At 68.5% G+C, this 21659-nt stretch carries 17 protein-coding genes; 9 read left to right on the forward strand and 8 right to left on the reverse strand.

Annotated elements, in window-relative coordinates:
- Positions 1-64: 64 nt before the first annotated feature.
- From DES44_RS18255 to DES44_RS18275, 5 genes are read right to left on the reverse strand one after another with little or no spacing between them, the layout of a single operon-like run.
- Entirely contained in the window at positions 65-1591 is a 1527-nt protein-coding gene (locus DES44_RS18255) for an ABC transporter substrate-binding protein (protein ID WP_058937119.1), read from the reverse strand.
- Positions 1592-1635: 44 nt separating this feature from the next.
- Positions 1636-2418, reverse strand: coding sequence for an ABC transporter ATP-binding protein (locus tag DES44_RS18260; RefSeq protein WP_058933380.1), 783 nt, complete (start codon positions 2416-2418; stop codon positions 1636-1638).
- Positions 2415-3380: an ABC transporter ATP-binding protein gene (locus DES44_RS18265; protein ID WP_058933379.1), complete on the reverse strand. Its 966-nt coding sequence runs from the start codon at positions 3378-3380 to the stop codon at positions 2415-2417. Before DES44_RS18265 ends, DES44_RS18260 begins: the two co-directional genes overlap by 4 nt.
- Positions 3377-4186 carry an ABC transporter permease gene (locus tag DES44_RS18270; RefSeq protein ID WP_058933378.1) on the reverse strand — a complete coding sequence of 270 codons (810 nt, stop codon included), beginning with the start codon at positions 4184-4186 and terminating at the stop codon, positions 3377-3379. Before DES44_RS18270 ends, DES44_RS18265 begins: the two co-directional genes overlap by 4 nt.
- Positions 4183-5163: an ABC transporter permease gene (locus tag DES44_RS18275; RefSeq protein WP_232309903.1), complete on the reverse strand. Its 981-nt coding sequence runs from the start codon at positions 5161-5163 to the stop codon at positions 4183-4185. The genes DES44_RS18270 and DES44_RS18275 overlap by 4 nt, the downstream gene beginning before the upstream one ends.
- 146 nt (positions 5164-5309) lie before the next feature.
- On the opposite strand from DES44_RS18275, the gene yjjJ reads away from it, so the two are divergent.
- The gene (gene yjjJ / locus DES44_RS18280; protein WP_058933376.1) at positions 5310-6701 is read left to right on the forward strand and encodes a type II toxin-antitoxin system HipA family toxin YjjJ; all 1392 of its coding nucleotides are present in this window, start codon (positions 5310-5312) and stop codon (positions 6699-6701) included.
- Here yjjJ and DES44_RS18285 read toward each other — a convergent pair.
- From DES44_RS18285 to DES44_RS18295, 3 genes are all read right to left on the reverse strand, one after another.
- Entirely contained in the window at positions 6687-8030 is a 1344-nt protein-coding gene (locus tag DES44_RS18285; protein WP_058933375.1) for an MATE family efflux transporter, read from the reverse strand. The genes yjjJ and DES44_RS18285 overlap by 15 nt on opposite strands.
- Positions 8031-8275: 245 nt before the next feature.
- Positions 8276-8503 (reverse strand): hypothetical protein, encoded by a 228-nt coding sequence (locus tag DES44_RS18290; RefSeq protein ID WP_058933374.1) that lies wholly within the window; start codon positions 8501-8503, stop codon positions 8276-8278.
- Between the two features lie 209 nt (positions 8504-8712).
- Positions 8713-9903 (reverse strand): phospholipase A, encoded by a 1191-nt coding sequence (locus DES44_RS18295; protein WP_058933373.1) that lies wholly within the window; start codon positions 9901-9903, stop codon positions 8713-8715.
- Positions 9904-10043: 140 nt separating this feature from the next.
- On the opposite strand from DES44_RS18295, the gene DES44_RS18300 reads away from it, so the two are divergent.
- The 8 genes from DES44_RS18300 (at position 10044) to DES44_RS18335 (ending at position 21604) form a co-directional block, all read left to right on the forward strand.
- Complete coding sequence (locus DES44_RS18300; protein WP_083525223.1) at positions 10044-10991, forward strand: phosphodiester glycosidase family protein; 948 nt, start codon at positions 10044-10046, stop codon at positions 10989-10991.
- A 269-nt stretch (positions 10992-11260) separates the two neighbouring features.
- A complete protein-coding gene (locus DES44_RS18305) occupies positions 11261-12427 on the forward strand; it encodes a hypothetical protein (RefSeq protein WP_058933371.1) in 1167 nt (388 codons plus the stop codon).
- A 104-nt stretch (positions 12428-12531) separates the two neighbouring features.
- A complete protein-coding gene (locus tag DES44_RS18310; protein WP_058937118.1) occupies positions 12532-13416 on the forward strand; it encodes an N-acetylmuramic acid 6-phosphate etherase in 885 nt (294 codons plus the stop codon).
- A 71-nt stretch (positions 13417-13487) separates the two neighbouring features.
- On the forward strand, positions 13488-14876 hold the full coding sequence (locus DES44_RS18315; RefSeq protein WP_083525222.1) for an MFS transporter: 1389 nt from the start codon (positions 13488-13490) through the stop codon (positions 14874-14876).
- A 65-nt stretch (positions 14877-14941) separates the two neighbouring features.
- Positions 14942-16477, forward strand: coding sequence for a glycoside hydrolase family 10-like protein (locus tag DES44_RS18320; protein WP_058933370.1), 1536 nt, complete (start codon positions 14942-14944; stop codon positions 16475-16477).
- 592 nt (positions 16478-17069) lie between these two features.
- Entirely contained in the window at positions 17070-19523 is a 2454-nt protein-coding gene (locus DES44_RS18325; protein WP_058933369.1) for a TonB-dependent receptor, read from the forward strand.
- Positions 19524-19705: 182 nt separating this feature from the next.
- Positions 19706-20752 carry an N-acetylglucosamine kinase gene (locus tag DES44_RS18330; RefSeq protein WP_083525221.1) on the forward strand — a complete coding sequence of 349 codons (1047 nt, stop codon included), beginning with the start codon at positions 19706-19708 and terminating at the stop codon, positions 20750-20752.
- Between the two features lie 3 nt (positions 20753-20755).
- Positions 20756-21604, forward strand: a complete 849-nt coding sequence (locus tag DES44_RS18335) for an N-acetylmuramoyl-L-alanine amidase (RefSeq protein WP_058933368.1) — start codon at positions 20756-20758, stop codon at positions 21602-21604.
- Positions 21605-21659: the final 55 nt, after the last annotated feature.

Genomic DNA, 21659 nt, shown 5'->3' on the forward strand with positions numbered 1-21659 from the left:
TTGCCCTGTGGTGAGGCCGCATCGGACTGCATCCATCTGCAACGCGCAGTTCGCAGTGTGAAAGTCACCAGCTCAACCGGGACAGGTCGTTGGCGAACAGCGGGGACCGTTTCCACACCCCCTTGAGCGGCGCCTTGGCCACGGTGATCCACTGCGGCTGGTAGAGGAACCCGGCCACCGCGTCCTGGGCCACCAGGCGCTGGGCGTCGGCAAACAGGCGCAGCCGCTCGGCGGGGTCGGCCGCGGATTGCATCCGCTGGTAGAGGGCATTGAACTCGGCGTTCTGGTAGCCCCAGTAGTAGCCCGGTCGGGCCAGGTTGCCGAAATCGTAGGGCTCGACGTGGGAGATTACCGTCAGGTCATAGGCCTTGTTGGTGTAGACGCCCGACAGCCACTGGGCCCATTCGACCTGCTCGATGCGCACCTTCAGCCCGACCTGGGCTAACTGCGCCACGATCAGCTCGCCTGCCTGACGGGCGTACGGCACCGGCGGCAGCTTCAGCGTCAGCGACAGGCCCACGGCCTTGGCTTCTTCCAGCAGCTTTCGCGCCGCGGCCGGGTTGTAGGCGTTGATGCCGGTGCAGTCCACATAACCGGGGGTGTCCGGGGTCACGTAGCTGCCGATGGGCACCCCGAAACCGTCCGCACTGGCCTGGATGATGGCCTGGCGGTCCAGCGCCATGACGATGGCGCGCCGCACCCGCACATCGCCCAGCGGCGCCCGCTGATGGTTGATGGCCAGGATGGTCTTGGCGCGCGACGACGAAGTGATGACCTGGAAACGCTGCGGCTGCGCCTTGAACTGGGACAAGGCCCGGGCGGCCGCCACGCGGGGGAAGCAGTCCACGTCCCCCGCCAGCAGGGCGGCCACCTGGGCGGCCGGCTCGCCGATGAAACGGAACACCACTCGCGGCACGCGGATGGCGGCGGCGTCCCGATAGTCCGGCCAGGCGGTCAGGCTGAGGCTGGCGCCGCGCTGCCAGCGTTCCAGCCGGTACGGGCCGGTGCCCACCGGGGTCTGTGCATTGGTGGCGGCGCTGCGCGGCTCCACGATCACCGCCGTGGACTGGGCCAGCAGCGCAGGCAGGTCCGGTTCCGGCTGGCGCAGGGTCAGCATCACCGTCAGCGGGTCCGGGGTCTGGATGCTGGCGATGTTGGCAAAGACGCGGCGGTCCTTGTTGAGGCTGTTGTCGGCGGCGGCACGTTCGAAGCTGAAGCGCACCGTGGCGGCGTTGAAGGGCTCGCCGTTGTGGAAACGGACATTGGGACGCAGCTGGAAGGTCCAGGTTTTCTGGTCCGGGCTGGACGTCCAGGCGGTGGCCAGGAGCGGCGTGGCGCTGCCGTCATCGGCCACCTTGGTCAGCGGCTCCAGGACGTTGTAGAGCACCACCTCGGCAATGGCGGAGGCGGCGCCGGTGGTGGGGTCCAGGCCGTTGGGTTCCAGGGTCATGCCCAGCACGACCGGGCGGCCTGCTGCACCGGTGGCGGCGGCCGTCCGGGCAGGCGACTGCGCGGCAGACTGGGCATGGGCGGAACTGGAAGCGGCAGCGGCAGCGGCCAGCAGTGCGGGGCTCAAGGCGCCACCGGCCATGCTGGCGGCGCCCAGGGTGAATCGACGTCGGTCCATGGGTCGCATCATGCCAAAGCGGCCAGCAGCGCCTGGGTGTAGGCATGCCGGGGATCGCCCAGCACTTCGCGCGTGAGGCCCTGCTCCACCGCTTCACCGTGACGCAGCACCAGGGCGTGCTCGCACAGCAGCTCCACCGCAGGCAGGTCGTGGCTGACCAGCACCAGGCTGATGCCCTCGCGGCGCTGCAGGTCCCGCAGCAGATCGAGGATCTGGGCCTGCACCGACACATCCAGCGCGGACAGCGGTTCGTCCGCCACGATCAGCGACGGCCGGGTGACCAGCGCACGGGCAATCGCCAGGCGCTGCCGCTGTCCGCCGGAGAACTGGTGGGGGAAGCGCTGGGCGGCATCGGGCTCCAGTTGGACGGCGGCGAGCACCTCCTTCAGACGCTGCTCGCGCTGGTCGGGTTCCAGGGGCAGCAGGTGCAGCGGTTCCGTGATGCTGCGGCCGACACGCCAGCGGGGATCCAGCGAGCTGTAGGGGTCCTGGAACACCATCTGCACGCGGGCACGGCGGGCGCGCAGCTCGGCGGCGGGCAATGCATTCACGTCGTCGCCGGACCAGAGGACCTGGCCCTGGCTAGGGCGCTCCAGCGCCATCAGCAGACGCGCCAGCGTGCTCTTGCCCGCGCCGGATTCGCCGATGATGCCCAGCGATTCGCCAGCGGCCAGTTGGAGATGGATGCCGCGCAGGACCTCCCTGCCGTCATACCGCTGGGCGAGATGGTGGGCCGCCAGCAGCGGGGGCGGCAGCGGTCCGGGCGGTGTCGATGGCGTCGGCTGCGTCATTCGGTGACCTCCCAGCAGGCCAGGCGGCCGGTCCACGGGGGCGCTTCGGCGGCGCATCGCGGCTGCGCCATCGGACAGCGCGGATGGAAGGGACACCCCGGCCCCACCTGAGCCAGTGAAGGCACACCGCCGGGCAGCACCTGCAAGGGCTGGTCACGTCCGCCGCCCAGCCGAGGCCGCGCGGCCCACAGCGCGCGGGTGTAGGGATGACGCGGGCGCGTCAGCATCTCGGCAGCCGGGCCCTGCTCCATCAACCGTCCGCCATACATCACCGCCAGCCGCTGCACCCGGCGTGCGGTCAATGCGAGATCGTGGGAGATGAGCAGCAGCCCCATGCCTCGTTCCTTCACCAGGGCGTCGAGCAGGTCGAGGATCTGGACGCGCAGCACCGCATCCAGCGCGGTGGTGGGCTCGTCGGCAATCAGCAGGTCCGGATCACCGGCCAGCGCCATCGCGATCAGCGCGCGTTGCCGCTGCCCGCCGGAGAGCTGATGGGGATAGGCCTGGGCCTGCGTGGGCGCCAGGCCCACCCGGGCGAGTTGCGCCAGAGCCCGGTCGCGGGCGCTGGCCCGGTCCGGCGCGAGCCGGTGCAGGACGATCGGCTCCATCACCTGGGCCAGGATCTTCTGCAGGGGATTCAGCGCGGTCAGCGGCTCCTGGAACACCATCGCCACGCGGCGTCCGCGCCAGTGGCCCCAGTCGTTTTCATCCAGGTCCAGCAGCGACTGCCCCTGCAGCGACACGTGTCCTTCCACCTGGGCACCGGGCGGCAGCAGCCCCATGAGCGTCAGCGCGGTCAGGGTCTTGCCGCTGCCGGATTCGCCGATCAGGGCGAGGCTTTCGCCGTGCGCCAGACTCAGGTCCAGATGGCGAAGGGCCTGGAGCCGGGAGCCCTTGGGACCGGGGAGTGACACGCTCAGGCCGCGTACGTCCAGGAGCGGTGGGGAAGGAGGCTGGCTCATCGCGGCTCCCCTTTGGGATCCAGCCAGTCGCGCAGGCCGTCGCCCAGCAGATTCAGGCCCAGCACCGCCAGCGTGATGGCCACGCCCGGCGCAATTGCCAACTGGGGCGCCTCGAACATCAAGGTCTGCGCCTCAGCCAGGAGCCGGCCCCAGCTCGCCAGCGGTGGCTGTGCGCCCAGGCCCAGATAAGAAAGCCCCGCTTCGGCCAGCACCGCCAGCGCAAACTGCGTCGTGCCCTGCACGATGAGCAGCGGCGTGAGCTGCGGCAGCACATGGGCCTGCGTGATGCGCCACGGCCCCAGGCCCGCCACGCGCGCCGCCTGCACGAAGTCGCGCGACCACCAGCTCTTGGCGCTGCCGTTGACCAGTCGCGCGAAGCTGGGCACGGCATGCAGGCCGATGGCCACCATGGCGATCACCAGCCCCGGCCCCAAAGCCGCCGCCAGCACGATGGCCAGCAGCAGCGCGGGGAACGCAAAACCCAGATCGCACGCCCGCAGGATGACCGTCTCCACCCAGCCCCGGCAGGCGGCGGCCACCAGACCCAGCACCGTCCCTCCCACCAGACCCAGCCCGACGGCCACCAGCCCCACCAGCCAGACGCTCTGCGCGCCGACCATCAGCCGGCTGAGCTGGTCCCGGCCCAGTTGGTCACAGCCCAGCCAATGGGTGGCGCTGGGACCGGCCAGACGCTGGCTCATGTCGATCGCATCGGGCGGGTGCGGCGTCCAGAACAGCGACAGCGCGGCCACCGCCAGCATCAGCAGGGTCAGGCCCAGACCCAGGGTCAGACGAAGGCGGCTCATGCGGCGGTCCGGGTGCGCAGGCGCGGGTCGATCCAGCCGTGCAGCAGATCCACCGCCAGGTTGAGGACCAGCACCAGGGTGGTCAGCAGCATGACGCCATTGCGCACCACCACCAGGTCGCGGTTGGCAATCGCCTTGGCGAGCAGCTGACCCAGGCCCGGCAGCGTGAAGACGTTTTCGATGACGATGGCACCGGCCAGGAGGTTGGTGAACTGAAGCCCCCCCAGCGTGACCAGCGGAATGGCTGCGTGACGCAGCCCATGCCGCCACAGCGCCGCGCGGCGACTCAGGCCTTTGGCCCGGGCGCTGCGCATGAAGTCTTCCTGGGCCACTTCCAGCAGGGCCGAACGGGCGATGCGAGCAAGGATGGCCGCCTGCACCAGCGCCAGCGACAGGGCCGGCAACAGCAGCGCCTGCAGACCAGGCCACAAGCCGCCGCCCAGTTCGGCGCTCCAGCCGGGAAACCCGCCAGCGGCCAGCAGTTGCCACTTCACCGCAAACAGCAGCACCAGCAGCATGCCCAGCCAGAAGCTGGGAACGGCCAACCCGAGCTGGGTGACCGCCATGACCAGTTGGTCGCCCCAGCGGCCGTGCTGGCTGGCAGCCCACCAGCCGGCGACCAGGGCCAGCACGACGGTCAAGGCCATGGCCAACGCCGACAGCGGCAGGGTGACGGCCAGACGTTCGAAGAGAAGGGATGCAACGGGTGTGCCGTCGTAGGCGGAGGACACGCCCATGTCGCCGCGTGCCAGGCCGCTGAGCCAATGCCCATATCGCACCCAGGCGGGCTGGTCCAGGCCCAGTTGGCGCTCCAGTTCGGCGACTGCCTCCGGCGCCGCGTCAGGGCCGAGGGCCAACTGGGCCGCGTTGCCGGGCAGCCAGTCCAGCGCCACAAAGATCAGCGCCGAGGCGGCCAGCAGTGTGGTCAGGAGCAGGGCCAAGCGCTTGGAGAGGTACACCATCGCGGGGCGGATCATAGGGGCGTGCGGGAAATTCCAAGATCTGAGCCGGCGACCGACAGCGCTCAAGTCAGGAGAATCGTTTCATGAATCGTTTCATTGCAGTCCACATTTTGCCGAAATCATGTTTAAATTCAATCTGTTAAAGCAGCGCGGATCGTTTCATGGACATCGTCACCACATTGCGGCGCGCCGGTCCTCTCAAGGCCGGGGATCTGGCGTTGTCGCTGGGCGTGAGCCGCGCGACGCTCAGTAGAGAAGTCAAGCGGGCAGGCCGTGCTGTGATCACGCTGGGTCAAGCCCGCCGAACCACTTACGCGGCGCGACGCTCACTCCGTGGCTTGAACGCAGATTTGCCGCTGTTCCGCATTGACTCGGAAGGTCTGCCTGAGGAGGTGGCACAGCTTTCCTTGGTCCATCCCGACGGAACGGCCGCCCAGTTCCTGCAACCCTTGCATTGGCCTCTCGACGACGCCATGTCGGACGGATGGTTTGAAGGTCTCCCCTACTTCCTCCAGGACATGCGACCGCAGGGCTTCCTGGGTCGGCACTTTGCGCGGCGGTATGCCGCCATTCTGCAGGTGACCGAGGATCCCAGCCTGTGGTCGGACGACGATGCACTGCATGCCATGTCGGTCCTCGGGGACGATCTGCCAGGCAATCTGCTGCTGGGAGAAGCCTCCTGCCGGCTTTGGCTGGATCGTGTGCAGGCGACAAAGGCTCACCCCGGCAGCCTCGGCATCCCCGAGGACCGCGTGCTGGACGACTACGCACAGTTGGCAACGAACGCGCTGTCGAGCGGGGTCGTCGGATCCTCGGCCGGCGGCGAGTTCCCCAAGTTCACCGCACTGCGCCAGCGCCCTGACGGCACGGAGCAGCACGTGCTGGTGAAGTTCTCCGGAGCCGATGCTTCTCCCGGCGCGCAGCGCTGGGCGGATCTGCTGATCTGTGAACATCTGGCGGCTGAGGTGGCCGGCGACACCCTGGGGCTGGTGGCGTCGCGCTCCCGCATTCTGCAAGGTGGTGGACGCACGTTCCTGGAAGTGGACCGTTTTGATCGGCAAGGCGCTTTGGGTCGATCACCCGTGGTGTCGTGGTTCGCGATCAATGCGGCGGTCGTGGGGAAACTGGGCAAGCCTTGGCCCGATGCGCTCGCCGCCCTGTTGCCCATGAAGTGGCTGACCCGCGACACGGTGGAGCAGGTGCGCAGGCTGTGGTGGTTCGGTCAGCTGATCGGCAATACCGACATGCATGACGGCAACCTGTCGTTCATCCCTGGACCCACCGACTCGTCGGCCCGGTTCCAGCTCGCCCCCGTCTACGACATGCTGCCGATGGCCTACGCGCCAGTGCGTGGGGTGGAGCTGCCGCCCTGGCAGTATCAGCCGCGCCTGCCGCTGCCCGCCGAGGCGGCGGCCTGGACGGTTGCCGCCCGGTCGGCGCAAACCTTCTGGGAACGCGCAGCCAGCGACTCGCGCATCAGCGCGGACTTCCGTGAGCGCTGCGCCGCCAACCTGAAGCTGCTGCGCACCGTGGCCTCATCAATGGGCGTGTGACCGCTGCAGCCGGCGGTGCACCGCACGGGCCTTGGGCACCCATCCCAGCCGCGCCCAGCGCCGCCACATCAGCAGACCCCGGATCCATTCGTCCGCCGCGTAGGCGATCCAGATGCCCACCAGGCCCAGCCCGAGCACCTCGCCCAGCAGCCAGCTGCCACCGGCCAGCACCACCAGCATCGACCCCGCGCCCACCATCACCGGATAACGCGCATCCCCCGCAGCCCGCAGCGCATTGATCACCACCAGGTTGAAGGTGCGTCCGGGCTCCAGAATGATGGTCAGCGCCATCAGCACCACGGCCGTGCGCACGATCTCGGCGTCCTGGGTGAACAGGTGCAGCAGCCACGGGGACGCCAGCGCCATGGCCGAGGCCACCGCCACGCTGATGGCAAGACCCCGGGCCAGCGCCCGACGCACCAGGCGGTGCGCATCATGCAACTGCCCCGCGCCGATCATGTGGCCCACGACGATCTCCGCCGCAAAGCCGGTCGCCAGCCCCGGCAGCAGCACGAAATACATCAGCTGCGAGGCATAGCTGTGCGCCGCCAGTGCCGACGCCCCCAGTTGTCCCGCCACCGCGATGCTCACCATGTAGGCCAGCCGATAAGCGATGTTCTCGGCCGCGCCCGGCAGCCCGATGTGCAGCACGGCAGCCAGCTCCTTGCGGGGCAGGCGCCACCAGTCCGACCAGGACGGGCGCAGGGACAGACGCTCGCGCCACAGCCACCGGTGCAACTGCAGCCCCAGGGCACGGCTCAGCAGCAGCGACAGCGCGAAACCGGACAGGCCGATCCGCGGCATCAGCACCACGGACAGGGCCAGTTGCACCACCTGCATCACGATCAGCACCACCAGCGTGTCGCGGCTGCGCAGGTGGGCCCGCATCACACTGGCCATGGAGGCATTCCAGGCATCGAACATCATGGCCGGGGCCAGGGCCATCAGCAGGGGCTGGGCCAGCGGCAGCACCGAGGGGGGTGCATTCATCAGCTGCAGCAGCGGCCCGGCGAACACCAGGGCCAGCAGCGCGGTGGAGCCGCCCAGCCAGGAACTGGCGCCCAGGGCGGCGCGGGCGGTCGCATCGGCCACCGGCCGGCTGCCGCTGCCCAGCGCCTGGGTGATGACCACGCTGATGCCGGCGCCAATGATGCGGAACAGGATGAACAGCGTGGCCGCCACCTGGTTGGCCAGCGCAAAAGCGGCGCCCGCTGAATCCGACACCCGAGCCGCCAGCATCGTGCCGACCAGCCCGACGGCGATGTTCAGGCACAACTCCAGGAACAGGGGCCAGGCCAGGGAAAACAGGCGCGGGGACGAAGACGACATGGGCAACAGCAGCTGGGCGGGAACAACGACGGCATCGGCCTTCAGCCGTTCGTCAACGCGCAGGCATTGTGGCGCCGGGAGGTGCTGGGCAGTGCATCCTGCGAGTGACCCATTGCCGCCAGATGTGGCGAGAGTGGCACTCCGGCCGGATTCGTTGCGAGGGCGCTGCACTCTGGCGCGAGATTTCGGCGGGGCGCCGCGTTCAGCAGAACCAGCGCGGGCGATTGCCGCGCTGGCGGTGCGCATCAGGGCCTGGGGGGAGGCTCACCCCGGATGAAGGCCACACGCTCTTCCTCCGTCGCCGCCCGCAGCTCCACCAGCTCGGCCCGGCTGCCGTAGAGCTCGTCCAGTTCCTCCTGGATCAACGCATGCGGCGGCGCCACGACCCGCAGGGCGCGTATCCAGCGGCAGGGTCTGCCGTCCAGGCGGTAGTCCACCACCCAGAGCACGCACCCATCCAGTACATGAGCCATCGGGCCAGCCTAGCCCGGCTGAGGCAGAAGCGCCATCGGGAGGAGCCTGGAAAGCCCCGCCGATTCATGCATTCCGGCACACGCAACAGCATGTAACCGGGATGAATCCGCGGAGGGGACGTTCCCGGCTGCTTCGTCATGCAGGCGTCACCGGGGCGTCACCCTCCCATGGCCGGAGGACGCTCAGGCGCCCGGCGCGTGTCTTCCCTTTATCGCCACTCGACCACCGAAATACCCAGGCCCAGCCGGGTTTCGCGGAAGTTGTAGTCGATCAGGCTTTCGCCATAACCGCTGAACAGCTGCGCGTACCCGTGCAGGCCGCCGGCAATCGGGAAGGCCCACTCGAACTGCGCCGACCCGCGCGACCGATCCCCGCCGCGCAGGGAGTGGCGCAGTTGCAGGGCAAACACATGGCGGTTCCATTTCTGCGTGATCAGCGCTTCGCCGCGGCCGATGTAGTCCTGGATGCCGGGGTTGTCGTCGCCGACCGATGACTCGTGGATGCGCATCCACGGGCGCAGGGCCACCGTGGTGTCGTTGCGCTCCAGGCTGAGCTCACCGATCACGCGGTTCCAACTGCGCGACAGGGGCTGCGCCCGTCCGTTGGACTGGTGGTTCAGGCTGATGCTGGCCATGCGGGCGGTCCAGCCGAACGGCAGGGCGACGCCCATGCCATGCGTCAGGATGATTTCCGGCTCGTAGTTGGTCTCGCGGAAGGGCCGCGAGATCTTGCTGTTGTAGACCTGCCAGCGGGAGGACTGGGTATAGCCCCCCCACACCGCCAGCGTGCCGTGGTCGTTCAGGCTCCAGAGCTTGGACTTGAGGCTGACCTGGAACTTGGCTTCGTTCTTGTCCAGGTTCAGGGCTTCGACCACGCTGTTGTCCGGCGAGGCGGAGCCGCGCGGCGTCTGGTTGGCGCGGGACGTCCAGGACACCGGCAGCAGGTAGACCGGCTTGTAGGGGCGCGGGATGAAGGCCGGCAACTGGTCGCTGCAGGACAGCTCCCAGCGCTCGGCCAGGGTCGAGCCCAGGTAGTCCCGGGCACTGCTGGGCGGACCGGACGGCTTGGTGCAGGGGTCGCGGGTGTCATTGGCCGCAGGCAGGTTGCTGGTGGCGGCCGGGACGATGGCGATGTCGTTGGTGGCCACGCCGCCGAGCGTGGGCGGCGCCGTGACCGGTTCCGGCAGCCGGCGGCCATGGGCGCGGTCATAACAGGCCAGGCGGTCGCGCGCATCCGGAATGCGGGTGCAGGCATCAGCCGACAGGGGCGGCTCGGCGGCAGCGGCCGGGTCGGAGGCCGCTGAAGCCGCCACTGATGCGGTCGCCTCGGTGGTGCCGGCCGGCGTTACGCCTTGCGCCAGGCATGACCCCATCCCGACCGTGCCGATCAGGCCTCCCATTGCAATCACGGCGCCAAGGCCAGGTGGACAGACATGTTTCACAAAAAACTCCCTTGAAGGCCGCGCGGTACGGCAAACGGAGTGCCCGGTAGCGGCGAAGTGGGTCGGTGGCAGGGGGCTCGCATCCATAGAATGCGGGCATGGCCCGTCGCCTTTTGCTGACCGACATCACCCACCGCTCGCCCTCCGGCCTGTTTGGAGATTGGGTTCATCGGCGAATGGCCGCTTGGGTGCTGGGTCTTGCCGCACTGGCGTCCGCGGCCCTGACCGGCTGTGCGACGCCGGGGGCCGTCACGACTGGCGCCGCGCCGACGGATGTCGTTGCAGCCGCCACGCGACTGTCCTGGACGCCCGTGGACGGCGCCGCCGGGCTGCTCTACGCCAAGGACGTCGCCACACCGGGGCAGGTCTTGCACTGGCTGAGACTGGATTTGCAGGACCCGACCCTGGTCCTGACCCTCACACCGCCCCGTGACAGAGGCCGCACGCTGGACCAGTTCGAAGGAGCCACGCAGGCGCTGGTGGCGGTGAATGCCTCGTTCTTCACCAGCCGGTTCGAGCCCCGCGGCTGGACCGTGTCGGGGGAGGACGTGTGGGCGCCGGTGCTGGCCGCTGAGGACAGTCCGCTGCTCCAGTGCAGCGTGATGAAGCAATGCGACATGCGACTGACGCCTCCGGTGCCCGCTCCCCCTCCTGGCGGACTGGCGGTGGCCGGCACACCGTGGTTGATCCGGGACGGTGTTACCCGTCAACCGTCTGACGATGCCTCGTGCGCGTTCTGCAAGGTGCGTCATCCCAGAACCGCTGTTGGCCTGGATGCCACTCGTCGTTTCCTCACCGTGGTGCTGGTCGAAGGCCGGCAGCCTGGGGCGCTGGGCATGACCTTGTCGGAACTCGCGCAGCAGATGCGGGCCCATGGCGTGACGCAGGCCTTGAACCTGGACGGCGGCGGCAGCACGGCCTTGCTGCTACAGGGTCAGCGAGTGACGGGACGTCCCTTCAATGAGCCCCTGCTGCGCCCGCTGGCCAATGCGTTGCTGATCCATCGTGCCCCTACTGACCCCGCTTCCTCCGAGCCCCATCCATGATCCGCTCCCTGTCCCCGCTTCCATTAACCTCCCCGCGCCGGTGCGCTTCGCCGTCCGAGGCATCGGCCTCCCGCCTGATGCGCTGGGCACCCCTCGTGGTGGCCGCCCTACTGGCCGCGTGCGCCACAAAGGCTCCCGCGCCGGGGCAACAGCCGCCAGGGGGACGGCCCGCGACGGCATCCAATGATTTCAGCCCAGCCGCACTCCAGGCGCTACGCCCCGGGCAGTTCCAATCCACCGTTGGCAGCGCCGCCCAGGCGCGTGACCGGATGGAGCTGGACCGGGCCCGCATCCGTGGCGCGGCCGGCGTCGCCCGAAGCGCACCGCAGGACACCGCCGCCCTGCGCGAGCTGGCGGAAGGCTTGCGCCTGGTGGCGCACTACAACATTGAACAGGACACCGCCCGGTCCGCCCTGCTGGCCGCTCTCCCCGGCCTGGACCGACAGCCGGTGGACGTGCAGCGCCCGCTGCTGACGGCGGCCTACACCCTCTATCCGCAGGACGCCGCCCCGCTGCTGCGCGACCTGCTCCCCCTGCTCAGCACGCCGCGCGAGTTCGCCATCGCCGCCTACACGCTGCTGCGCACCCGTCAGGCGGCCGATCTGGCACTGGTGCGGTCCCAGGTGATGCAGCGGGAGACGTCCGAGCCGCGGATGCAGGCCCTGGTCCAGGCCCTGTTCGTTGCCGAGGGACTGCCGCAAGCCGCCCGTCCGCCGCTGGCGGATCTGCTGGCCGTGCGGCCGGGGTTCCCGGTCGTGTTCAGCTTCCAGCGGCCCGGCCGCCAGCAAATGGGCCTGGCGCTGGTGCGGCAGGCCGATGGGCGGTTCGTGCGTCGCAGCGACGGGGGCCTGTTCAACATCGCCCAGCTGGCCCTGTCCAGCAGCGGCCTGCCGGGCACCATCACCCTGGGCAATACGCCGCAGGGTCTGTTTGCCATCCAGGGCGCCGGTCGGGCGGCGACCAATGTCTGGATCGGACCGACGCCGTATCTGCATTCGAAAGTGCCGATCGAAGCCAGCGTGGCGGATTTTGAGCAGCGCCCAGCAGGCTCGACCGAACCCGGCTGGTCCATCGACCGCTACCGCGCCCTGCTTCCGGCCAGCTGGCGCGACTATGCGCCGATGCAGGAAGCCTGGCTGGCGGGCCTGGCGGGTCGGGACGAGATGCTGATGCATGGCAGCACCATCGACCCCCGCTATTACCAGGGCGCGAGCTATTTCCCCGGCACGCCGTCGGACGGCTGCATGGTGGCGATGGAATACTGGGATGCCAGCGGCACGATGGTCCACAGCGACCAGCTAGCCCTGCTGCAAGCCTTCACCAAGGGCGGCCAGGACCGGGGTTATCTGGTGCTGGTGGAGCTGGATGCATCGCCCCGCCCGGTGAGTCTGGCGGAGGTGATCGATGCGGTGGTGCAGGCAGAGGGCCGGCTTTGACCACCAAGTGTTGACCACCAGATAGCCGCTGGTTATGAGCGCACCGGCGCCATGTATTGGCGGGTCACCCGGCCAGGGCATAGAGTGGGGCCGCCATGCTCAACATCCTCAACACCGAGACCCCCAGCCAGCGGCATCCGGACCTGGACCTCTATGACAGCGCGCGGCTGGTGTCCGCGCTGGTCGAGGACCAGCAGACCGCCCTGGAGGCCGTGCGAGCCGCCGCCCCTGCGATCGCCGCAGCGGTGGACGCCGCCCTGCCCCGCATGGTCGCCGGGGGGCGGCTGCTGTATGCCGGCGCCGGAACGTCCGGTCGTCTCGGGGTGCTGGACAGCGTGGAGCTCACGCCCACTTTCTCCTGGCCCGGGGAGCGGGCCGTCGCGCTGATCGCGGGCGGTGAGGCCGCCATGTTCGTCGCGGTGGAAGGCGCGGAGGATGACGAGGCCCAGGGGCGCCGGGACCTGGAAGCGGTCACGCCCGCAGCAGGCGACGTGTTGCTGGGCATTGCGGCGTCCGGTCAGACGCCCTACGTGCTGGGCGCCCTGGCGGCGGCCCGCGCGGCCGGATGCCTGTGCATTGGCCTGGCCAACAACCCCGGCACCGCCGTCCTGGCCGCCAGCGACCATCCCATCCTGCTGGATACCGGCGCCGAACTCATCTCCGGCAGCACCCGGCTCAAGGCGGGCACCGCCCAGAAGATGGCCCTGAACGCGTTTTCCAGTGCGTTGATGGTGCGGCTGAACAAGGTCTATGGGAACTTGATGGTCGACATGAAGGCCAGCAATGCCAAGCTGGTGCGGCGCGCGGTGGCCCTGACCATGCGGGCGGCCGGTGTGGACGAGGCCAGCGCACGGCAGGCGCTGGAGGCTTGTGACTTCAGCGTGAAGACGGCGGTGGTGATGCTGCTCAAGCAGGTGCCGGCGGATCAGGCGCTGCGCTTGCTGCAGGCGCATGCCGGCAGTGTTCGTCAGGCCCTGGCCCGGCATTGAGCGGGTGGGCTTGATGCGGGTCAGCTTTGGGCCCTGCGCGAGTCGGTCCCGTCGGATGAGACACTGCACCCATGCCGGCCCCGTCTGATCCCGTGACCCGATCCCAGCCCATCCCCCCTTCCGACAGCACCCGCGCTGAAGCTCCCAGCAAGGCCGGGGCGCAAGCCTCTCCCGAGGCCCATGCCGGCGCGTCGCCCTCCGTATCGCCCTGGGGCTGGGTGCCGTCGCTCTACTTCCTGCAGGGCATCCCCTACATGGTGGTGATGTCGCTCTCCACCGTGATCTACAAGAACATGTCGGTGTCCAACACCGATGTGGCGCTCTACACCAGCAGCCTGTATCTGCCGTGGGTGATCAAACCCCTGTGGTCGCCGCTGGTGGAGATGCTGGGCACCAAACGTCTGTGGACCACCCTGCTCCAGCTGGGCATGGGGGCCGCACTGGCCGCGGTCGCTTTGACGCTGCCGATGGACCATTTCTTCCAGCTGTCCCTGGCGATGTTCTGGTTGATGGCGTTTGCCTCCGCCTCCCACGACATCGCTGCCGATGGCTTCTACATGCTGGCCCTGCCGCAGCACCAGCAGGCCGCCTTCGTGGGTGTGCGCTCCACCTTCTACCGGCTGGCCAGCATCGCCTGCAACGGTGGCATGGTCTGGCTGGCCGGCGAGCTGCATGACGAAGGCCAGGACTGGGCCCATGCCTGGCAGGTCGTGCTGGCGCTGTGCGCCGCCGTGTTCATCGCCCTGGCCGGCTTCCATGCCTGGCGACTGCCCCGCCCCGCCGCCGATCTGCCGCCGCCACCCGCGCAGCGGCAGTGGCATCACTTCTTTGACATCTTCGGCGAGTTCTTCCGCAAGCCCGGACTGATGGTGATCATCGGCTTCCTGCTGCTCTATCGGTTTCCGGAAGCCCAGTTGCTGAAACTGGCGACGCCCTTCCTGCTGGACCCCGCTTCCAAAGGCGGACTGGGTCTGGACAACAAGGCCGTCGGCTTGGCCTACGGGACCGTGGGCCTGGTGGCACTGACGCTGGGGGGATTGCTGGGCGGCTGGATCATTTCCAAGGTGGGGCTGAAGCGGGCGCTCTGGCCCCTGGTGCTGGCGATGCACCTGCCCAATGTGGTGTTCGTGGCCATGGCCTGGAACCATCCCGGTTCCCTCTGGGCCATCTGCGCCGCGCTGGCCGTGGAGCAGTTCGGCTATGGGCTGGGCTTCACCGCCTACCTGATGTTCATGATCCTGGTGGCCGACGGGCCGCACAAGACGGCCCACTATGCGCTGTGCACCGGCTTCATGGCGCTGGGCATGATGGTGCCCGGCATGTGGAGCGGCTGGCTGCAGTCGCAGCTGGGCTATCTGCACTTCTTCCTGTGGGTGCTGGTGGCCGCGGTGCCGTCGCTGGTGATGACGGCGCTGATCCGGGTGCCGGACGGCTTTGGGAAGAAGCAGCCTGAGGCCTGATTCGGCAGGACCTGCGGCCGGGCGCGGTATCGTGTGCATTTCGCGGAACCTGGACTCCTGAACCGATGCAACGGCGACATCTGCTCCATGCGGCCCTGGGCTGGCCCGCCCTCACCGCGAGCGCCGCGGGCGTCGCGGCACTGGCTGGCTGCGCCTCCGCAGCGCGCCCGGTGCCGCCGACCACCGCGCCGGCCGACGGACCGCCGCCGCTGCCGCGCGAGTTCCGCGGCGTGTGGGTCGCCACCGTGGCCAACATCGACTGGCCCAGCCGGCGCGGGCTGCCGGCCGAGCAGCAGAAGGCCGAGATCCGCCAGTTGCTGGACACCGCCGTGGCGCTCCAGCTCAATGCGGTCGTGCTGCAGGTGCGCACGAGCGGGGACGCGCTGTATGCGTCCACGCTGGAGCCCTGGAGCGAGTACCTCACCGGCGTGCAGGGCCAGTCCCCCGGTTACGACCCGCTGGCCGTGTGGCTGGAGGAGTCGCATGCCCGCGGCCTGGAGCTGCACGCCTGGATCAATCCCTACCGGGCCCGGCAAAGCGGCGGTCGGTCGGCGCCGGCGGCCACTCACGTGAGCCGGGCTCATCCCGAGTGGGTCAGGACTTACGGCGATCAGCTCTGGATCGACCCGGGCGAGCCCGAGGCGGCGGCCCACACCCTGGCGGTCTGTCGTGACCTGCTGAGCCGGTATGCGGTCGATGGCCTGCACATCGACGACTACTTTTATCCCTACCCCGTCCAGGATGCCGCCAAGCAGGAGGTGGATTTCCCGGACGAGCCGAGCTGGTCACGCTATGTCGCCCAGGGTGGACGGCTGACCCGCGCCGACTGGCGACGGGACAACGTGGACCGACTGGTCGAGCAACTGCATGCGCTGGTGCGCGAGTGCCGGCCAACGGCGCGGCTGGGCATCAGCCCGTTCGGCCTGCCCCGGCCCGATCTGCGGCCGGCGGGGATCGAAGGCTTTTCCCAATACGACAAGCTCTATGCCGACGTGGAGCTGTGGCTGGCGCGCGGCTGGCTGGACTACCTGGCACCGCAGCTCTACTGGCCACGGGCGCAGAAACCGCAGGCCTTCGAGACACTGCTGCGGTCGTGGCAGGGGCTCAACGCCCAGCAGCGTCATATCTGGCCCGGCCTCTTTACCAGTCGCGCGGTGACCGATGCGGCGGGCTGGGCGCCGGAGGAAATCGCGGCGCAGATCGAGATCTGTCGCCTGCCGCCGGTCAGCGGGGGGCATCTGCACTTCAGCATGGTGCCGTTGGCGCAAAACCGGCGCGGACTGACCCAGCAATTGCGTCAGGGCGTCTACGCGCAGCCGGCGCTACCTCCGGCCACGCCCTGGCTCTCCGCACCTGCCTGCGGACCGGTGCAACTGCTGCGGCTGCGGGACGGCCAGCTCCAGCTGGTGACCCAGGATGGCGCACCCGCTCGAGTCTTCGCCCTCTGGCGACGCGCCGTGCACCGAGGCGAGGCTGGCTGGCGCCTGGTGGTCCTCCCGCCCGCTGGCCACGTGCCCTCCCCCGAACCGGGAGAAACCCTGGTCGCCTGCGCGCTGAACGCACTGAATGCGGAAGGACCAGCAGCGACCTTCGTGGTCTGAGCGTCTGTAACCGCGCTGAAATCTGTCGATTCCGCGCAACGTCAGATCGTCTCTAGGTGCGCTTCTCGACCCCCGAGAAAACCCTCTTGAATGCCGCTTTGTGTCGCCAGAGATGCCAATAGTCATGGGCATTGGCGCGGACTGTTGCGGCGGGTCCTCACCCCCGCGTTCCTGTCATTTCTTGTCACAAACCTTCAACATCCCGCCGTGAGACTCGCGTCCGTGAATCGCCGAGGCGGGTTCCGGCGCGCCGGAAAACCGCCACTGGCACAAAGTCATCAGGACGGGAGCAAACCCTAGTGGGCCGGTGTTGGTCGCATTGCTGGGGAGTGACGCGACTGGTAGGCTTTTTGCTTGAGATCAAGGCGAGGTCGTGGGACGACCTTGCACACAAGTAGAGGGTGGCTGGTTGATAGAGACCGGCGGTCGGGAGATTTTCGGACCGCTACAACAGATGCAAAACGTTTGCGGGCTTTCAAGCCGCAAAGGTTTGGCACGAATGGTCCGGAAGGGGCGAGGGATGCCTTCCATGACAGCCGCGGATTCGGTGGTTTCTTTTCAAAAAATCGGTTCGTCGCACAGGAGCGCAAGAATGAGTCAGAACAAGTGGTTGGGTTTCAGCAAGACGGCATTGGCCGCCGCAGCCGCCATGGCTGTGGTGATGCCGGCCATGGCGCAGGAAGCCAAGAAGAAGGCTGATCAGACGGAAGACGACGGCGCTCCCCGCGCCAAGGAAGACACCGTCCGTCTGGGCACCATCGTGATCACCGGCGAAGGCGGCAAGCTGGGCACCGGGCAGATGCTGAACGAAGATGCCGGCAAGGCCCGCAGCACCGTCACCCGCGCCGCCATCGACAAGGACCGCGCCACCGGCAACCCGTTCCAGGCCCTGGCCCTGCTGCCGGGCGTGAGCACCTTCAACCACGACGCCACCGGCCTGTTCGGCGGCGGTCTGACGGTCCGCGGCTTCGGCTCCGACCAGATGGGCTTCACCGTCAACGGCGTGCCCGTCAATGACTCCGGCAACTTTGCCGTGTATCCGCAGGAGTACGCGGACCAGGAAAACCTTTGCACCCAGTCGATCTCGCAGGGCAGCCCGGACGTGGACTCGCCGCACGCCGGCGCCACCGGCGGCAATGTGAGCATCACCAGCTGCGACCCCGAAGACAAGCGCCGCGTCCGCGTCAGCCAGACGCTGGGTGACCTGAACCTGACCCGCACCTTCGTGCGCTACGACACCGGCCGTTTCCTGAACAACAGCGCCAAGGTGTTCCTGAGCTACTCCCACACCCAGGCGGACAAGTGGAAGGGCGAAGGCGAAGCGAAGAAGGACCACATCGACGCGGCCTTCCGTTGGGACATCAACCCTGACAACACCATCCTGGGCTCGGTGCTCTACAACCGTGCTGTGAACAACTCGTTCTACACGCTCAGCGCCGCCCAGATCGCCTCGAACTACTACACGGACTACTCCAACACGTTCGCCGGCCACGCCGCCCCGTCGCCTGGCACCGGCGTGAAGGATCCGACGCAGAGCCCCAACTACTGGAAGCTGGCCAACAACCCGTTTGAAAACGCCGTGGTGTCGGTGTCCGGCTCCTTCAAGCTGGCGGAAGCGACCTACCTGAAGGTCCAACCCTACCTGTGGTGGGGCTTCGGCAACGGCGGCTGGTCGCAGCTGGCGATGAGCGAATCCGGTTTCCTGGATTCGACCAAGGGCACCAACACCGGCAAGAAGGACCTGAACGGCGACGGCGACACCCTGGACACCGTGACCGTGGCCCGCGCCAGCGTGACCCGCACCTCGCGTCCCGGCGTGACCACCGAAGTGAACACGACCCTGGGCAACCACAACCTGCGCGTCGGTGTGTGGTTCGAGCGTGCCGAGCACAAGCAGACCCAGCCGATCGTGTCGATCGACAACGCCGGCAACCCCAGCGACATCTGGCTGCAAAACGGCCGTATCGCCCGTCCGGACGGCTCGCTGTACCAAGGTCGTGACTGGGACACCATCAGCACCGCCTACCAGGCCTACGTGAACGACAACTGGTCCTTCGACAACGACAACGGTTCGCTGTCGCTCGGCCTGCGTGCGCCGCACGTCAAGCGTGATGTGACCAACTACGCCAACGAAACGCTGGGCGTCAACTACAACATCAACAAGAGCTACAGCGAGCTGCTGCCGCAAGTGGCCCTGCGCTACAACCTGGCGCCGGCTCACCAGGTGTTCTTCAGCATGGCGAAGAACTTCCGCGCTCCGGCCAACTTCGCCTTCACCGGCTCCAACATCGCCGTGACCAACGGTGTGGCCTCGCTGATCCGCGAAGCCAAGCCGGAAACCTCGGTGATGACCGACCTGGGCTACCGCTATCAGAGCAAGTCCCTGTCGCTGTCGGCCACGCTGTTCAACTCGGCTTTCAAGAACCGTCAGGCCAACGCCTACGATCCGATCGCCGACAAGAGCACCTACCAGAACGCGGGCGACGTGAACAACCGCGGCCTGGAACTGGAAGCGGGCACCGGCAAGTTCAAGGGTTTCAGCGCTTATGCATCGCTGACGATGCAGAAGAGCGAAATCAAGAACGACCTGCTGATCGCCAAGGCCACGCTGAAGAACGGTGGCAAGGAAGACGTCTACCTGCCGCTGTCGGGCAAGCAGTTCACGCTGACGCCGGAGCGCATCGTCGCCACGTCCGTGCAGTATGAATACGGCAACTTCTACGGCCGTCTGAAGGTCAAGCGTACCGGCCGCCAGGCTGCCACGATGATCAACGACGAATGGATCCCCACCTACTGGATGGCCGACTTCGACGCCGGCTACAACTTCGGTGAGGTGAGCTTCGCCAGCAACGTGCAGCTGCGCCTGAACGTGAGCAACATCGGCAACGCCAAGTACCGCAACCTGTCGTCGGGTTCGGTGACCAACGCCCAGAAGTACAACACCACCCTGAGCGACGGCAGCGCCTACTCCGTGGCTTCCAGCGGCGTGTTCTATTACGTCGGTGCCCCGCGCTTCGCCTCGATCAGCCTGAGCGCCGACTTCTAAAGCCTGCGGACCGGCACGGACAGCGGCTCGGGCCGCTGCCCTCCGGCATCCACGACCGCCCTGGTTCGCCAGGGCGGTTTTTTTTCGTCGGCGCACCCATGACCCAAGCTCATACCCTGGCCCCGCATTGACAGTGGTGCGCGCGCGGCCGCCGACCTACGCTGGCGTCCCATCGGACCGCCATGAGCCTGCCCTCCTCCGCCCCTCCTTCCCCTGACGCCCGTGCAGCCACTGCGCGGACCGAGGTCTCGCCCCTCGCGTCCCGGCCCTGGCTGGGGCTTGGCCTGGACGCCGGCGGCACCCAGACCCGCTGGTGCCTGGCCCAGGCCGACGGCACCTGTGTCGCCCGGGGCGCCGTGGGCGGCCTGACCGCCCTGCTGCTGGAGAGCACTGCTGGCCGCATCACCCTCGCCCAGACCTTGCAGACGTTGGCGGCGGACGTCCGGGCCGCCGCAGGCCACGGACGCATCCTCGGCCTGGACGCCGGCATCACTGGCCTCGGGGAACCCGACGGCCCCGCGGGCCGCCAGTTGCGCGACCTGCTGGCCCAGCATCTCGGCCTGCCCCCGGACACCCTGCGCTGCGACAGCGACATCGCCGCCGCCTGGCACGCCCTTTTCCAGCCGGGGGAAGGCCACCTGGTCTACGCCGGCACCGGCGCCATCGCCGCGCACATCGACACCCATGGCGCCCTGCACCGCGCAGGCGGACGCGGCCCGCTGATCGGCGACGAAGGCGGGGGGCTCTGGATCGCCCGCGAGGCATTGGCCCTGATCTGGCGGCGCGAAGACGAGGCACCTGGCGCCTGGCAGCAGTCCCTGCTCGCCCGGCGGATGTTCGAGCGCCTGGGGGGACCCGACTGGTCCCTCAGCCGCCACTTCCTCTACGGCGGCGATGCCGCGGCCCGTCGCGGCAGCCTGGGTCAACTGGCCCTGGCCGTTGGCCAAGCCGCCCACGAGGGCGACACCGACGCCCTGGCCCTGCTGCACCGCGCCGGTGTGGAACTCGCCCGGCTCGCCCTGGCCTTGTGCCGCCGGCTGGGCCCGCTGCCCATCAGTGCGGCCGGCCGGGTGCTGACGCTGCATCCCGCCATCGCCACCGGCCTGCGATCCGCCCTGCCCCTTCACCTGACGCTGACCCTTGCGCAACCGGACACCGCCCTGTCGGCCGCCCGGCGCGCCGCAGTCTCCGCTACATTGCGCAGCACACGGTCTGCTCCACTGCCCTAACCCATGAACGTTCGCACCCGCCTGCTCACCCTTGCCGCCGCTGTTGTCCTGGCGGCCTGCGCCACCCCCACGCCGCAGATCGACCGCACCCATGTGTCGGAGAACCAGGACAGCCGCGTGCAGTTCCTGATCCTGCACTACACCGCCATCGACTTCGACAAGTCGCTCAAGGTGCTGACCACCGGCGGCAAGGTGTCGGCGCACTATCTGGTCAACGACAACCCGGTGAAGACCTACCAACTGGTGGACGAGAACCGCCGCGCCTGGCATGCCGGCGCCAGCTACTGGGCCGGCGCGACCAATCTCAACTCGGCCTCCATCGGCATCGAGATCGTCAACCCCGGCTTCACCGACACACCCGCCGGCCGCGTCTATGCCGGCTATCCGCAGTCGCAGGTGGACGAGGTCATCCGCCTGGTCCGGCAGATCGTGCAGCGCCACCAGATCCGGCCCGACCGCATCCTCGGCCACAACGACATCGCACCGGGCCGCAAGCAGGACCCGGGCCCCGCCTTCCCCTGGCGGCAGCTGGCCGATGCCGGCCTGATCCCCTGGCCGGACCCGTCGCTGCTGGAGGTGCGCCGCGCGGTCTTCCAGATCGTGCCGGTGCCGGACGTCACCTGGTTCCAGCAGAAGCTGGCGCAGGTCGGCTACCAGACGCCGCAGACCGGTGTGATGGACACCGCCACCCGTGAGGTCATCGCCACCTTCCAGATGAAGTACCGGCCCACCAACGCTTCGGGTGACATGGACGCGGAAACCGCCGCCCTGCTGGACGTGGTGACCACGCCGGGCGGCATGGTGACTCGCCTGCCGGTGCCCGCAGCCCCCGACAATCGGTCTGCGTACTGACGCTGCCGCGGACGGGTGCCGGTGACGGCGCCCCAGCAGCCCGTGACCCCTGACC

Source organism: Roseateles depolymerans, from assembly GCF_003387155.1.
Lineage (GTDB): Bacteria > Pseudomonadota > Gammaproteobacteria > Burkholderiales > Burkholderiaceae_C > Roseateles > Roseateles depolymerans.

What these genes read in the sequence shown, in the direction of transcription:
- DES44_RS18330 (WP_083525221.1), top strand. Translation starts at nt 19,706, where the DNA reads ATGAGCCTGCCCTCCTCCGCCCCTCCTTCCCCTGACGCCCGTGCAGCC.
- DES44_RS18305 (WP_058933371.1), top strand. Translation starts at nt 11,261, where the DNA reads ATGGAGCTGGACCGGGCCCGCATCCGTGGCGCGGCCGGCGTCGCCCGA.
- yjjJ (WP_058933376.1), top strand. Translation starts at nt 5,310, where the DNA reads ATGGACATCGTCACCACATTGCGGCGCGCCGGTCCTCTCAAGGCCGGG.
- DES44_RS18275 (WP_232309903.1), bottom strand. Translation starts at nt 5,163, where the DNA reads ATGATCCGCCCCGCGATGGTGTACCTCTCCAAGCGCTTGGCCCTGCTC.
- DES44_RS18270 (WP_058933378.1), bottom strand. Translation starts at nt 4,186, where the DNA reads ATGAGCCGCCTTCGTCTGACCCTGGGTCTGGGCCTGACCCTGCTGATG.
- DES44_RS18325 (WP_058933369.1), top strand. Translation starts at nt 17,070, where the DNA reads ATGAGTCAGAACAAGTGGTTGGGTTTCAGCAAGACGGCATTGGCCGCC.
- DES44_RS18255 (WP_058937119.1), bottom strand. Translation starts at nt 1,591, where the DNA reads ATGGCCGGTGGCGCCTTGAGCCCCGCACTGCTGGCCGCTGCCGCTGCC.
- DES44_RS18315 (WP_083525222.1), top strand. Translation starts at nt 13,488, where the DNA reads ATGCCGGCCCCGTCTGATCCCGTGACCCGATCCCAGCCCATCCCCCCT.
- DES44_RS18285 (WP_058933375.1), bottom strand. Translation starts at nt 8,030, where the DNA reads ATGTCGTCTTCGTCCCCGCGCCTGTTTTCCCTGGCCTGGCCCCTGTTC.
- DES44_RS18300 (WP_083525223.1), top strand. Translation starts at nt 10,044, where the DNA reads ATGGCCCGTCGCCTTTTGCTGACCGACATCACCCACCGCTCGCCCTCC.
- DES44_RS18295 (WP_058933373.1), bottom strand. Translation starts at nt 9,903, where the DNA reads ATGGGAGGCCTGATCGGCACGGTCGGGATGGGGTCATGCCTGGCGCAA.
- DES44_RS18335 (WP_058933368.1), top strand. Translation starts at nt 20,756, where the DNA reads ATGAACGTTCGCACCCGCCTGCTCACCCTTGCCGCCGCTGTTGTCCTG.
- DES44_RS18265 (WP_058933379.1), bottom strand. Translation starts at nt 3,380, where the DNA reads ATGAGCCAGCCTCCTTCCCCACCGCTCCTGGACGTACGCGGCCTGAGC.
- DES44_RS18260 (WP_058933380.1), bottom strand. Translation starts at nt 2,418, where the DNA reads ATGACGCAGCCGACGCCATCGACACCGCCCGGACCGCTGCCGCCCCCG.
- DES44_RS18320 (WP_058933370.1), top strand. Translation starts at nt 14,942, where the DNA reads ATGCAACGGCGACATCTGCTCCATGCGGCCCTGGGCTGGCCCGCCCTC.
- DES44_RS18290 (WP_058933374.1), bottom strand. Translation starts at nt 8,503, where the DNA reads ATGGCTCATGTACTGGATGGGTGCGTGCTCTGGGTGGTGGACTACCGC.